Below are 13,728 nucleotides of genomic sequence, written 5' to 3' on the forward strand. Positions count from 1 at the left end.
TGCCGACCGACCAGCTCCCCGCCGAGCTGCCCGCCGCGCCGCAGCTGCCCGACGCGTCCGGTGCCGTTGACCGTGTCGTCGGCACCGCCGCCGGCAGCGACCTGCGTCCCGGCACGCTGACCAACCCGGCCCAGGGCGCCCTGGCCACCGCTCGCCCGGTCGTCGACCAGGCCGCCGGTGACGCGCTGCCGCCCGTCGCCCAGCGCGCCGTCGGCAAGGTCGTCCCGGTCGCCCAGGACGCCGTGGGTGGCGTGGGCCTGCTCGCCGGTGACGCGGCCGGCCAGGCCACCCCGTTCGCGCAGGACACGGTCGCCGGCACCCAGGCGTTCGCCGAGGGCGCGACCGCCGACGCCGTACCGTTCGCGCAGGGCACGCTGACCGACGCGCGCGGCTTTGCGCAGGGCGCGGCCGCCGGTGCGGTCCCGTTCGCGCAGGGCACGGTCGCCGGTGCGCAGAACCTGACCCAGGGCACCGCCGCCACCGCCGTCCCCTTCGCCCAGGGCGTGGCCGCTGACGCCACCCCGTTCGCGCAGGGTGTCGCCACCGACGCCGTGCCGTTCGCGCAGGGCCTGGCGACCACTGTGGCCGCCGACGGCCAGGAGACCGCGGGCAGCGCCGCCGCCGGTGTGCAGCGCGTCATCCCGGTCGACGTGGCGCAGGGCGACCTGACCAGCCCCGCCAACATCCCCGCCCTGCCGGTGCTGCCGGGCCTGGCGGGCTGAACACCCCGATTTCCGGCGTGAGCCGGAGCGGTACCGGTACCGCGAGGGGCCGCGCGTCCGCGGGACGGCGTTGTGGGGACGCCGTTCGTACGGACACCGGGACGGACACGCCATGTCCGTGACGTGAACGGCCACTTGAACCGGAACGGAAAACGCCGCCGGGCACCCCCTTTGGGGAGGGGGAGCCCGGCGGCGTCCGTATGTCCGGGTCCGCTGCCGCGGGGTGGCCGTAGTGGACCCGGCCTGGGCACCTGCTACGACCGAGGCACCTTCAACCGGTCCCAGCTCACCTTGCCCGGGATTCCGTCCGCGTCCTTGCCCGAGAAGCCGAGCTTGCGCTGCCAGGCGGCGTAGGACTGGCGGTCGGCCTCCGTCCAGTACGGGCCGGGCCCCTCCTCGTAGCGCGAGCAGTCCTCGGCGACCAGCCGCTTGCCCATGGCCGTGATGACGGGGCTGCGCGCGCCGGCCTGGAAGAAGCCGCTGCCGGGGAAGCGTTCGTACCGGGTGCCGGGCCGCGGCTTCTCCGGCGCGGGCTTCTCGGGCGCGGGCTTTTCCGGTGCGGGCTTCTCCGGGGCCGGCTTGTCGTCCTTGCCGCCGTCGGGCCTGCCCGCGAGCCGCTTCTTGATGCGGGACCGCATGCTGCCCATGGTGAAGCCGCGCGGGTCCGTCTTGCCCGGCTGCCACTCGTTGTGGCCGATGACGGACTTCTCGTTCCAGCCGTGCGCCCGGCAGATCGCCGCGGACACCTTCTCGATGGCGAGCTTCTGCTCCTCGGGCCAGGGGTCCTCGCCGTCGCCGAGGTTGATGCACTCGAAGCCGTAGAAGTGCCGGTTGCCATCGGTGTTGGCCGCGTTGTCGTGCGGCAGCTTCGACTCGTTGACCACGGCGCGCAGCACGTCGGAGTCGCCGAGTCCGGCGTGGTTGGCGCGGCCGTTGCCGACCAGCCACACCTCGCCCTTCTTGTCGATGACGCCGTGGCACAGCGGTCCCGGCAGATCGGAGCGGCCCTCGTAGCAGAGGTTGACCGAGCTGTCGGTGCCCTTGGTGACGGTGTGGTGGATCATCACGCCGTTCAGCGGGCCCCACGGGCCCTTGCTGTTTCTGTTGTGCTTGCGCCAGTTGCGGACTTCGTGGACGGTCAGGCCCTCGTCCTTCAGGGCTTTCACCAGGCGTGACGCGCTCAGCGGCTTCGCCATCGTCGTGCTCCTTCCTCGACCCGGCCGCGCGGGCCGGTCCCCCGGTCGGCGGCGCGCGGGATCACCCGCGCGCCGCCCAGTACGTACGTGATGGCGCGCTCCCCGTGGCGCCACCCCGGCGGTGTCACTCCTCCGACAGGGACTCCGCCTCGGCCGTCGTCTGCGAGCGGAGCGCCGCGCCGTGCGCCGGGCCCGCGGACGCCACGTCGGCCGGCTCGTTCTCCGCCTCGGCCGCGGCGTCGGCGGCCCGCGCCTCCTCCTCGGCGGCCAGTTCCTCGTCGCTGGCCGCGGCGATCTCCCCGGCCAGCGGCTTGAACGCCAGCCGCAGGTCGGAGACGGTCTTCTCGCCCATCACCCAGCCCAGCGGCGCGTAGTGCACCTGCGGGCCGAGCGGCGTCTGGAGCAGCGGGCGGCGCGCGGCGTCCGTCGGCCACTCCACGTTGCCGGTGGCGGTACGGGCCGGGACCAGCCAGAAGTCACCGCTGCGGTAGGTGCCGCCGGCCGCGAAGTACACCTCGACGCCGTCCTCCAGCGGCAGCCACGCGCCTTCCTCGACGCGCACCGCACCGTTCTTGAGCTGCCCGGCCGCGCCCTTCTTCGTCTGCCGTTCCTGCGCCCGGCCGCCCTCGTGCTGGTCCCAGCGGCGCAGGTACGGGTGGAGTTCGGGCCGCCGCCCGACGTGCTGCGCGGGCTCCTCCGACAGGCGCACCCGGCGCCCCGGCAGGTCCAGCTCCTCGACGCGCAGCAGCGGGTGGGCCTCCAGCCGGCTCGCGACCGCGGAGTCCACGAACTCCACCCAATCGCCGACGTCCAGGTCCAGCTTGTCGTCGTGGCCCAGCGTGGCCAGCTCGACCCAGGTGCCGTCCAGGCCGTCGACCGGGAAGGTCACCGAGCCGTTCTCCCGGGACCACTTGAAGGTGGCGTCCTTGGCGGCGCCGCCGTCGTGGATCTCCACCCGGTACAGCTGGTTCTCCGGGCCGCGGTAGCGGGCGTCCGGCTTGACCAGGCACGGGTCGTCGTCGGCGTGGTCGGGGCGCTCGCTGCGCACGGCGATCCGCGCGGTGGCCTTGCGCTGCTCGGCGACCCAGTTCTGGAAGGCCTTGCGCACCGGGTCCTTCTTGCTGTCGTCACCCTCGATGTCCAGCTCGCCGCCGGGCAGCGGCAGCACCTGCCAGACGACCTTGAGGCGTGCCGCGGTGTCCGGCAGCGCAGCGCCGAGCGCGACCTCGCGCAGCGCCGGGTCCTCGGCCGCGGTGACCGTGCGCTCCCACACCTTCAGGTAGGCCAGGTACGGGAACCGGGTGGGCAGCCGGTCCTCGGGGCGCTCCGCGTCCCGGTGGGCGTCGGGCTGGTCCCAGTAGGTCCAGGTGGCGGGCGGCTCGGCGGCCGCGCCCTCGCCGTCCTTCTCGTCGTCCTTGGCGTCGGCGTCGGCCGTGTCCGGCACCGGGACGCCGGGCTGCGCCCGGTAGGACTCGACGAGGATGCCGTCGACGTAGTAGCGGCCGGGGCTGATGGAGAGGTCGTCCAGCTCGCGGCTGCCGCCGGTCATGTCGATCTTGAAGCCGGCGTCGGCGGCCGGGCCGCCGTGCTGCCCGATCAGGTCGGTGGCGGTCACCCGGGCCTGGTAGAGCTGGATCGCGGTCTGCTCGTTGGTGTCCGCGTCCAGCTGGACGCGGCCCTGCTGGGCGAGGACCGCGGAGTAGCGGGCGTCCGGCCGGAAGGTGATGCGGGAGAGATCAGCGTGCATGTGAAGGGTTCCCCCTCGTGATGAAGCTCGTCATGAAGCTCGTGGCGGTAGGTCGTGGGCGGGCGCTTCCCGTCGGCGCCCCGTGGCGGCATCAGGTCACGAAGAAGATCCCCGCATCCGTTCCGGCCGGTGTGTACTCCGCGAGCCGCGCCCGCAGGCTGTCCTCGCGCTGCGGCTGGTACAGGTCGTGGAAGGCGCCCAGTTCGGCACCGTCCTCCGCGGCCCGCCGGCAGCCCTCGCCCGCCGGGCCGTCCGCGTCCGGCGCGGTCAGCTGCCCGTACGCGGGCGTGCCGTACCGCTCGCTGCGGAAGACCGGCCGTACGGCACCGGCCTGTTCGGCGCCGACCAGGTCCGGCAGGCAGCGGTAGCGGCGCGGGGTGCGCGAGCCGGGCGGTACGTAGGAGTACCGGAGGCAGCCGAGCTGGCGCCGGGCGACATGCAGCTCGCCGGTGAAGAGCGAGTTCTCCGCGAGCTGCACGGCGTGCACATGGACCTCACCGATCACCGTGGTGCGGTGCGCGTGCAGGACCGCGTGCGCGTGCCGGCAGTCCGGCGCGGAGAGCGCCTCGCGGTCGTGGCCGGTGGCGTCCAGGATGCTGTCCCGGATGTGGATCGGCAGCGGGTCGGTGGAGACCTCGTCGCCGATGACCTCGATGGTGCCGAGGATCGTCCGGTCGATCTCCACGCACGCGGTCGTGCGGTCCAGTACGAGGCTGGGCTCCTCGGGGGAGTGCGGGTGGCACTCCGGCTCCAGCGACCAGCCGGGCACGAGCGTGCAGTGCCGCAGCGCCAGCGCGCCGACCGGGCCCTGGACGTTGATCCCGCGGCCGGTGATCAGCAGTCCGTCGAGCACGATGCGGGGCGCGGGCCCGCGCGCGTCGCCCGGCTCGCAGTCCTCGTCGCGGGCGCGGATGTTGAGCGCGTCGGGCCGGTTGCTGTACCAGTCCAGCAGCCGGATCACCGGCCGGGTGCCCTCCGCCGCGCGGACCTCCAGCCGGTCGCCCGGGTCCAGGTCGAAGTCCAGCTGCTCCTGGTAGGCGCCGCTGTGGGTGATCTCGATGATGCCGTCGGGGCCGCAGCGTCCGGCCCGCCGGTCGTTCTGCCAGTCCCCGTACGCGTCCATGATCCGCTGGTACGTCTGGCCGGGGCCGACCCGGTACACGGCCGCGCCCGCCGGCGTCTCCCGCTCGCGCAGGTACTCGCCGCCGCCCAGGTCGTCCGCGAAGGCGTAGTGGTACGTGACCCACACGCCCTGGCGCGGCGCCGAGCGCGAGCCGAAGGCGATCCGGCCCAGCTCCGGGTCGACCGCGACCTGCCCGCGCTTGGGCCGGTAACGCCAGTCGCTGAGGTCGGCGACGACGATGTCGGACGGGTCGACCGGCTCGCGCTGCCCGTCCCGCCAGATCGTGAAGGACTTGCCGGGCCCGTAGTAGTCCGCGAGCCGGTCGTGCAGCTGCCGCCGCCGGACGTACGCCGGGACGTTGTCGATCGTCGCGATGTGGGTGGCCGACGGCTCCGGCTCGGGCTTGGTGACCAGCGGCGTGTCGTTGCCGAGGATCGAGAAGGTGTAGAGGTTGCGGGCCCGGTCGATGCAGTACGCGGGCGCCCGCGTCACCGAGTAGGGCTTCAGCCGCCACACGTACAGGCCCACCCCGGCGGGGGAGAGGCCGCCCTGGCGGCGCCGCGAGTCGGCCCGGCGGACGTCCGCCGAGCGCGCGACAGCGCCGAAGGGGCCGCCCGCCAGGTCCAGCGCTGAGGAGTCCCGTACGTCCACCGACCGGCCGCGTGCGGCCCGCCGTGCGTTGACGGCCGCGGTGCCCGAGCCGTACAGCTTCACCGGCTGGCCGTGCGAGACCAGCCGGGAGAACTCCACGGCCCGCGCGGGCCAGTTGGCGACCTCGGCGGACAGCTCTTCCAGCAGCGCGAGGGTGCCCTTGCGGCGGCGGTTGGCGACCGTGGCCGCCACGTCGCGGCGCGGGGCCAATGCCTCGGCCAGCCGCCTGCGCGAGGAGTCCGGCAGCCCGCCGTCCTTCAGGCCGGTGGCCAGCACCCGCTCGTATCCGGGCAGCGGCCGGTAGCCGACCAGGTCGCCCAGGTACGGCAGCACCCACTCCGCCGCCGTCTCCACGAACCAGTCGTCGTACTGCTGCTCGACCCCGTCGCGTACGAGGTCGACCTGCTCGGCGATCACGGCGAGCAGCGCGCGCAGCGGCTCGCCGTTCTCCGCGTCCCGCAGCCGGTGCCACTGGGGCAGCAGCTCCGCGAGCCCGTCCGGCTCCCTGGACATCACTTGCCCCCCGTCGTTGTCAGGGTGTCGGCGGACCTCACTTGACCTCCGTCAGAATCATGGTGTCGGCGACCTGCGGCGAGAACAGCGCGAGCTGGGCGGGCCGGACGCCGCGGAAGACGTACACCGAGCGGCCCTTGGCCAGCGGCCGCGTATCGGTGATGTCCGGGTTCAGGCGCAGCAGTTCGGCGAGGGAGATGCCGTTGCGGCCCGCGACCGAGGACAGCGACTCGCCCTTGTCGTCGGAGACCCGGTACACCTGCTCGTCGTACGTGGCCCCGCGTGCCGGGACCGTCGTACGCGGCCCGGCCAGCTCGTCGGCGAGACCGGCGAGGTCGGCGGGGGTCGCGGAGGCGGGTACGCCGGTGAAGGCGTCCACGTCCACGTAGTCCACGCCGGGCACGGACTGGGCGGTGGCCAGCACCTCCGACAGCCGCGCGGGCTGCCCCAGTTCGCGTCCCTCGTAGCCGAGCCGGCGCAGCAGCGCGGCCCGCACCCGCGGCTCGACCGCGGCCCACGAGTGGTCGGGCGCGACCTTGACCTTGGCGACCAGCAGGAGCAGCACCAGTTCGCGCACGTCGACCCGGACCGGGAGCGCGGCGTCCCCGTACTCGGCCAGCGAGGACCGGAGCGCCTGGAGCACCTCGGCGTCGGCCGCGACCGGGTTGTCGTCCACCCCGGCCACGGTCAGGTGCAGCACCTGCCGCCGCCCGTCGTGCAGTTCGGCCGCCGCGGCCCGTCCGATGCCGGCCCGCGAGCGCGCGAAGTCCTCGTAGTCGGCGAGCGAGACCAGCCGGTCCAGCGCGGAGACCGCGAGCGGGACCGTGCGGCGGGTGAGCCCGGGGCCGTCGGCGTCCGCGCCGCCGGTGGCCGGCTGCGGGTTGGTGACGCCGGTGACGCCCAGCGGGCGGGTGATCGCCTGGGTGATGCGGCCCGCCTTCACGTTGGCGGCGCGGCCCGTACCGAAGCGGTAGCGGGCCCGGACGTTCTCGTGGCCGGTGGGCAGCCGGGCGCCGTGCGTCCCGTCGCCGAAGGTCACCGTCGTCCGGCCGTCGCCGGCCGAGCCCAGGACGTACACCCGCTCGCGCGGCCCGCGCCCGGCCAGGCTGTCCACCCGGTGCCAGAGCAGCCCGTCGACCCGGATCTCCAGCTCCGGGGTGGCGCCCAGCGGGTTGCCGTCGGGGAGCCAGGTCAGCGGCGACTGCCAGAGCGCGAACGCCTGGTTGGTCTTCTCCGCGTCGCCGCTGCCCAGCGGCTCGTCCCGGCTCTCGCCGTGGGTGGCCGGCACGACGTTGCCCTGGATCCGGACGGTGTCGCGGCGGTACCGGTAGGCGAGGTCGGCGGTGAGCGTGAGGACGGTGTGCACGTGGTCGCCGGGCAGCTCCTCGTCGAGCCGCTGGTCGACCGCGGCGATCACCGCCAGCTCCGTGCCGCGCACCCCGGCCGAGCCGGGGATGTCGGTCCGCTCGCCGGAGACGACGATGTACCGCCCGGGGCGCAGCCCGTCGTACAGGTCCGCCAGCTCCAGCTCGTTGCCGTGCACGTCCTCGCCCAGCGGCTCGTCCGCCATCCGCAGCGGCTCGCCGCCCGCGTGCACGGTGGTGTCGCGGATCGCCGACAGCAGCACGTCGTGCTCGTCCAGCCACGGGTCGGCCAGCGTCAGCTCCGTACCGCGCCCGGTGATGCCGAAGTCGGTGTACGCGGCGGTGCGCACGGCCGTCACGCGGGTGGTGACGAACGCCAGCTTCTTGTCGCCGGGGATGCCGTCGGGGCCCTCGGCGCCCTTGCGGGGGCGCTGGATCGCCACCCAGCTGCCGACCGTGACCGAGTCCTGGACGGAGTCCAGCGGCAGGACGTACCGGTTGGCGGGCTCGGGGACGGTGGCGATGCCGATCTCCACGGCGGGCGGCTCGCTGCCCGGCGTGCGCCGCACCGTCACCTCGTACTCGCCGTGCCGGACCTGGTGCTTGTCGCCCGGCGCGAGGTCCCAGGTCTTCGTCTCGCCGTTGTTGACCGCGACCTCGATCTTCCCGTCCTCGTCGGGCCGGGCCACGAACAGGGAGCGCTCGGGCAGCCCGGCCAGCAGCCGGATGGTCACCCCCGGCTCCTGCGACTCGGTCGGGCGGCGGCCCAGCCAGCTCAGGTCGCGGTCCTGCCCCGTACGGGTGGACACCTGGACCCGGCCGGGGCCGAGGTCGAAGGAGTTCTCCGACGGCAGGTTCTCCGAGTACTGCACGGAGTTGCCGGTCTCGGCGTGCTGGAACTCCGCCTTCACCGGCACCTTGCCGGCCGTGTCGAAGACGATCCGCACGCTGGTCAGCACGCCGCCGGTGAGCGGCCAGTCCGCGGTGCGGATCACCCGGCCCTTGTCGTCCTGCACCGGCTTGAGCGGCGCGGTCGCCCCGAAGGGCGCGGCCGTCACCCGCATCGCCAGCAGCGCGCGGAGCGCGGCGGGCGTCGCGGGCGCGGCCTGCCGCCACGCCGTGTACATCCCGTCGGACAGCCTCGGGTCCAGCGCGGACAGCAGCCGCGCGGTGAGGTCCGAGCCGGGCGCGAAGAGCCGCCCGGGGTCGCGCGAGACGACCCGCGCGCCGGACGGGGGCCGCACCACGCTCGTCCGGAGGGCGGGCAGCACGGCGTCCAGGGCACGCAGCGCGGCCGTGGGCGTGAACCGCTGTGCGGCGCCGGCCTTCTTCGGCTGCGGCTCCGACGGCGGCACGGTCCGTGCGGGCTCCAAATCGGCGGCCCGCTCACGGAGTTCGGCGAGCACCGCTTCCAGCTGCTCGAACCAGGCCGCGACCTCCTCGTACGGCGCGGCCAGCGCCTGCGCCTCGGCCAGCCGCTCGTGCGGTCCGGCCAGCCGCTCGGCGAACGCGGCCGGAGTCTTGGCCGCTTCCCCCTCCAGGTCCTTGCGCAGCGGCGCCAGCACCTGGGTGTCGAAGGTCTCGATCAGCTTGCTGACCGGGCGCGGGTTCGGCGTCTCCGGGGTGGGCGGCCCGGGCTCGTCCGGGTCGTCCGGATCGCCGCCGTCCTCCGGCTCGGTGATCCACTGCTTCGCCTCGTCCACCAGCTCCTTGAGCGTGGGCGGCGCGGACTGCTGGAGCCCGATCGCGGTGACGTCCTCCGCGCGGTCGATGCGCACCTTGGCGACCGGCAGCAGCTTCTGGTCCTTGCCGCCGAAGTCGAACAGCAGCTGGTCGCCGGTCTGCAGCGACGTGGCCGTGCCCGAGACGTACAGCTCGGAGCGCTTCTTCACGTCGTCGGCGACCAGCAGCGCGGGCCGCCGCCTGCGGACCTTCAGCTCGTTCCACGCGTACCGCGCGGTGAGGGCCTCGGTCGTCTCGAAGGTCTGCGACTCCTCGCCCGTCGCCGCCGGCACGCTGTGGCTGCGCGCCCCGCGCGGGACGACGACCGGCACGTCCTCGGCGCGCGGGTCCTTGTCCAGGGTGTACGCGAGGTGGGTGTCGGCCGCGACGCCCGGCCGCGGCCGGTGCCCGACCAGCCGCCCGAGCAGCGCGAGCGACCGGTGCTCGTTGGCGGTCCGCAGGTACCCCTCGTCCGCGATCCGCTCGCTGTGGAAGGTCAGTACGTCACCGAGCACCGCCCAGGCGTCCAGCAGCCCGATGGCCGGGTCGTCCGGGGTGCGGACGGTCAGGCCGCGCAGCGCCGGGTAGGCGGGCGAGGCGAGCCGGTCCAGCATCCCGGCGAGGAACGTGCCGTACGTACCGACGCGGTAGTCCAGCGCCGCCCGTCCCGGCGGGTTGTACAGGGCGTCGGGGGCGCGCCGCTCGTCGCTGCCCCCGCAGCCGCAGCCGCACGTGGCGCTCATCGCGCACCCCCGAGCTCGATGACCAGCCGGCCGTTCTCGGGCCGCTCGGGGTCGTTGTCGCACACGGCGATCTCCAGCGGGCCGAGCCGCAGCACACCGTCCTCCAGCGCTCTGTTGTCTCTGATGTCGGTGGATCCCTGTGAGAAGAGCCGTTGCAGCCGGGTCACCCGTACGCTCTCCACGCCCGGTACGGCCGCGGCCACCGCGGTGAGGCGGCTCAGCCGCACCGGCTCCCCGAACGTCAGCGCGTCCGGGTGGAAGAAGCCCAGCCGCCCGCCGGGCAGCCGGCGGTTGCCCAGCACCCGGGTCAGCTCGGCGAGGATCCGGCCGTGCTGGTGTCCGGGCGCGGCGCAGACCTCGACCTCGATGTCCAGCGGCACGGTCCGGGCCGGCTCCACGACCAGGTCGTGGCCGATCCGCCGGTAGCCCTCCAGCACGTACGCGACGGAGTCCAGCAGTTCGGGCGCGGGCTCTCCGCTGCGCACGGCGTCGATGGCGACGTGCGCCTCCTGCACGCTGCCGGTCCAGCGGATCTCCGCTGCGGCACGCTGCACACCGGGCAGCGCGGACGCCAGCTCCGCGTAGTCCGCCGCAGTGACGGCGCGCCGGCGGGTGCGCTTGAGGTCCAGCGGCGCGAGCTGACGCACCTGCTCGACCGGCTCCGGCTCGGCACCGCCGACGGCGGGCAGCGGATTGCGCACCCCGGCCACCGGCATCGGGTCCCCGCCGTCCGACTCCTCGGCCGGACGGCTGAGCACCAGGTGGTTGATGGCCTCGGCCCCCACATTGCCGGCCGTGCCGCCGCCCAGCCGGTAGTGCAGCGTGAGCCGGCTGCCGGGCTCCGGCCGGGCACCGTACCGCCCGTCCCCGAAGCGCAGTGCGATCCGCCCGTCGTCCTCCAGCTCGCCCACGAAGTGCCGGTCGCGCGGTCCGCTGTTCAGCAGGTCCCGGCGCGGCTCCCAGGTGTGCTCGCCGTCCTCGATCCGTACGGCCGGCAGCGCGGCCCGGGCATCCGGCAGCAGCCCGGCCGCCGGGCCGTGCAGCACCGGCTCGTCCGGGTGCAGCCCCGCCGCGTACTCCGGGCCCCAGCTGTGCGCGATCTCCCAGGCGATCCGGCCGTCCAGCACCGCGCCGGCCCGCGCCCGCGCCGTCAGCACCTCGAGGCGCCGCAGCTTGGGCGCGAGAAGCCGGTCACCGCGGTGCAGCAGCTCCCGCAGCGCCCGTACGGGATGCCGGTGCAGCTCCAGGTGCTCCAGCACGTGCAGCCCGAACAGCACCGTCAGCTCGGCGATCTCCGCCTCCGACAGCCCGTCGTGGTCCCGCGCGCTGCGCCACAGCTCGACCAGCCGCGCCCGCACCCGCTCCCGGATCCCGGCGAGCCGCTCGGCCTGCCCGGCCGCCACCAGCTCCGGCCGCGGGAACGGCACGGTCTGGGCGACGGGGGAGCGGTGCAGCAGCGGCCGGAAGCGTGCCCCGATGCCGGGGTACACGGACTGCGCCAGCAGCGTGCGCAACGCCTCGGCCTGCGCGTACACCGTCCCGGGCACCACCTTTTCGCGCCGCTGCCCGGCCAGCTCCAGCCCGAGCCCGGCCCGTACGGTCGCTTCCTCGCCGACGACCTCGAACAGCTCGCGGATGTCGTCGGCCGTCAGCGCCCGGTGATGTGCCGTCTTGCGCAGCAGGTGCTCGATGGTGCGGGCCGTGGCGTTGCCGTCGCCCTTGTGGTCCGCGCACCCGAAGGCGGGCGGCTCGCAGGAGCCGGTCACGGCCGGTACGGGCGGCACGGTCACCGTCTCCGGCACGCCCTCCGGGTCCTCCCCGAAGACCAGCGACCGCCCGTGGTCGACGAGCGTGACGTTGCCGCGCGCGACGCTCACGTCGTCCACCGGCGCGCACTCCGTCCCGCCCCGCGTGGACAGACACAGCGGGAACGTCAGCGCGTCCTCCTGCGCCCAGGTCACCTCCAGCACCGGCTGTCCGTCGAGCCGGTCGACGGCCGGGGTGACCGACGTCAGCCGTACGGCCTGCCGGTGACTCGGGTCCTGATCGCCGGGCGTCCCCGTACGCGGCCCCTTGACCTCCTCGAACAACAGCAGGTCACCGGGGGAGAGCTTCAAGGAGCGGGTCTCGTGCGTGCCGTCCGCCCACTCGTCCCGCAGGGTCGCCGACGTCGCGCCCTTCGGCAGCGCGCAGACCTCGTCGCCCCAGGTCCACAGCCGGATGGCGTTGTGCTCCGGACGCAGCCGCAGCGGCGCGTCGCCGACCGGCTCGAAGACCTCCACCGACCCGCGCTCGTCCAGCACGGCCAGGTCCCGGTCGTCGATGACGGTCCCGAGCTCGGGCCGGTCCCGCGGCCCGTACGTACGGAAGTCCACCGCGGCGAACCGGAAGGTTCCCGGCAGCAGCACGAGGTCGGTGGCCACCTCCACGGACACGAAGGCCCGCGCGCTGCACCCGTCGTGCATCGGGTAGTCGATCAGCCGCACATGCCGGCGTACGGACACCCGCCGCCGCGCGGTGTCGAGATAGGCCTCCGTAGCCACGGCATCCTGCTGATAACTGATCTGATCAGCGGTGTACGCCAGCATCTCGACCAGCGTCATCCCGAGATCCGCCGGATTGCGCTCGACCCAGTCCGGCGTGGTCAGCCGCAGCCGGTCCAGTACCAGCTGCCGCAGCGTGTCGTAGTCCCGCGCGGTGTAGTCGATGACGGGCGCGGGCTTGAAGGTGTCCGGGCACTCGACTTCTTCGGGCGCGCAGTCGAAGGGGCTCGGGCAGTCCGTCCTGAACCGGAAGTCGGCAGCGAAATACCGCTGGTCGAACCCCTCGTACGGCTCCGTACCCGGCCGCCCGTAAGGGTCCGTGTCGACGATCGACAACCGGTACCGGGACGTATCCCCCGTCCGGTCCAGCACCACATGCAGCCGGTCGTCGAGCTCGGGATCCTCCTCCCGCTCGACCGACACCTCCAGTGCCTCGATCCCCGAGATCCGGCGCCCGCCGTCGATCCGGACGTTCTCCGGGCACAGCCCGCGCGGCGCCTTCCCCAGGAAGGTGACGGTCAGCGTCATCCCGTCGTCGGCGACCTCCACCCCGTCGATGCCGTTCAGCCGCTCGGCTCGGATCCGGCCCCGCCGCCGGTCGGTACGGCACACCAGCTCACCGCCGATGAGCTGCTGGTCACTCATATCTCGCCCCGCCCCTCGAACACTTCATCCCGCCGGCTCCCGGTGGACCGCACCACATAGCTCAGCTCGACCCGGACGACGTTCTCTTCGTTCACCACATCCAGCGCCTCGACGTCGATGAGATCGCCGAGCCACCGCTGCAACGACGCCTGCACCGACAGCTCGACGGCCGACGCCAGCTCCGGGCTGTTCGGCGTGAACACCAGGTCCAGCAGCCCGCACCCGAAGTCGGGCCGCATGACCCGCTCACCCGGGCTCGTGAACAGCAACTGCTCGATCAAGTCCCGCACATGCGCGTCATGGTCCGCATGCGCCGTCCGCCCCCGCCGGTCCACCCGGAACGGAAAGGCGATCTCACTCCGTACTTTCTTCGCAGCCCTCATCGGCTGGACACCCCCTGGTGGACGGGCGCCACGACCGGCGGGCCCTGCGGCACCAGCCCGGCGCTGAAACACATCGCCGCCGAGGTGTCCAGCAGCGCCGGCACCCCGTCGATCCGTACCTCGTCGCCGCCGCCGGCCGGCGTCCAGCGCACGCTGGTGCACGGCTGCGGACGGCCGCCGACGGAGTGCGGGCAGCCGCTGACCGTGAACAGGTCGGCGGCGGTGACCACGGGCAGGCCGTCGATACGTACGCCCGTGCCGGCGGCCGCGGTGGACACCGCCCGCCCGCCGTGCGGACAGCTGATCACCGCGCCCCCGTGCACAAAGTTCCCGGACCCCACGTCTTCTCGCTCCCCGTCTCCGCTGGCGTTTCTCG

The 13,728-nt window shown here is 74.1% G+C and carries 7 protein-coding genes and 1 pseudogene; 1 reads left to right on the top strand and 7 read right to left on the bottom strand.

What is annotated here, in order from left to right; genetic code table 11:
* Positions 1-722: pseudogene (locus tag ABZ840_RS16035) on the top strand (hypothetical protein); the annotation flags it as partial.
* A 254-nt stretch (positions 723-976) separates the two neighbouring features.
* Here the strand turns inward: ABZ840_RS16035 and ABZ840_RS16040 are convergent.
* The 7 genes from ABZ840_RS16040 to ABZ840_RS16070 form a co-directional block, all read right to left on the bottom strand.
* Positions 977-1,918 (bottom strand): peptidoglycan-binding protein, encoded by a 942-nt coding sequence (locus ABZ840_RS16040; RefSeq protein WP_361559492.1) that lies wholly within the window; start codon positions 1,916-1,918, stop codon positions 977-979.
* 124 nt (positions 1,919-2,042) lie between these two features.
* Positions 2,043-3,665, bottom strand: a complete 1,623-nt coding sequence (locus ABZ840_RS16045) for a DUF6519 domain-containing protein (protein ID WP_361559495.1) — start codon at positions 3,663-3,665, stop codon at positions 2,043-2,045.
* 91 nt (positions 3,666-3,756) lie between these two features.
* Positions 3,757-5,952, bottom strand: a complete 2,196-nt coding sequence (locus tag ABZ840_RS16050; RefSeq protein ID WP_361559498.1) for a hypothetical protein — start codon at positions 5,950-5,952, stop codon at positions 3,757-3,759.
* 37 nt (positions 5,953-5,989) lie between these two features.
* Complete coding sequence (locus ABZ840_RS16055) at positions 5,990-9,781, bottom strand: putative baseplate assembly protein (protein WP_361559501.1); 3,792 nt, start codon at positions 9,779-9,781, stop codon at positions 5,990-5,992.
* Complete coding sequence (locus tag ABZ840_RS16060; protein ID WP_361559504.1) at positions 9,778-12,969, bottom strand: putative baseplate assembly protein; 3,192 nt, start codon at positions 12,967-12,969, stop codon at positions 9,778-9,780. Before ABZ840_RS16060 ends, ABZ840_RS16055 begins: the two co-directional genes overlap by 4 nt.
* Positions 12,966-13,352, bottom strand: a complete 387-nt coding sequence (locus tag ABZ840_RS16065; protein ID WP_361559507.1) for a GPW/gp25 family protein — start codon at positions 13,350-13,352, stop codon at positions 12,966-12,968. Before ABZ840_RS16065 ends, ABZ840_RS16060 begins: the two co-directional genes overlap by 4 nt.
* Entirely contained in the window at positions 13,349-13,693 is a 345-nt protein-coding gene (locus ABZ840_RS16070; RefSeq protein WP_361559510.1) for a hypothetical protein, read from the bottom strand. Before ABZ840_RS16070 ends, ABZ840_RS16065 begins: the two co-directional genes overlap by 4 nt.
* Positions 13,694-13,728 lie beyond the last annotated feature (35 nt).

The organism is Streptomyces sp. NPDC047117 (genome assembly GCF_040643545.1).
Lineage (GTDB): Bacteria > Actinomycetota > Actinomycetes > Streptomycetales > Streptomycetaceae > Streptomyces.

Bases quoted from the DNA above. Each gene is read 5' to 3' on its own strand.
- ABZ840_RS16040 (WP_361559492.1), bottom strand. From the start codon at position 1,918: ATGGCGAAGCCGCTGAGCGCGTCACGCCTGGTGAAAGCCCTGAAGGAC.
- ABZ840_RS16045 (WP_361559495.1), bottom strand. From the start codon at position 3,665: ATGCACGCTGATCTCTCCCGCATCACCTTCCGGCCGGACGCCCGCTAC.
- ABZ840_RS16050 (WP_361559498.1), bottom strand. From the start codon at position 5,952: ATGTCCAGGGAGCCGGACGGGCTCGCGGAGCTGCTGCCCCAGTGGCAC.
- ABZ840_RS16055 (WP_361559501.1), bottom strand. From the start codon at position 9,781: ATGAGCGCCACGTGCGGCTGCGGCTGCGGGGGCAGCGACGAGCGGCGC.
- ABZ840_RS16060 (WP_361559504.1), bottom strand. From the start codon at position 12,969: ATGAGTGACCAGCAGCTCATCGGCGGTGAGCTGGTGTGCCGTACCGAC.
- ABZ840_RS16065 (WP_361559507.1), bottom strand. From the start codon at position 13,352: ATGAGGGCTGCGAAGAAAGTACGGAGTGAGATCGCCTTTCCGTTCCGG.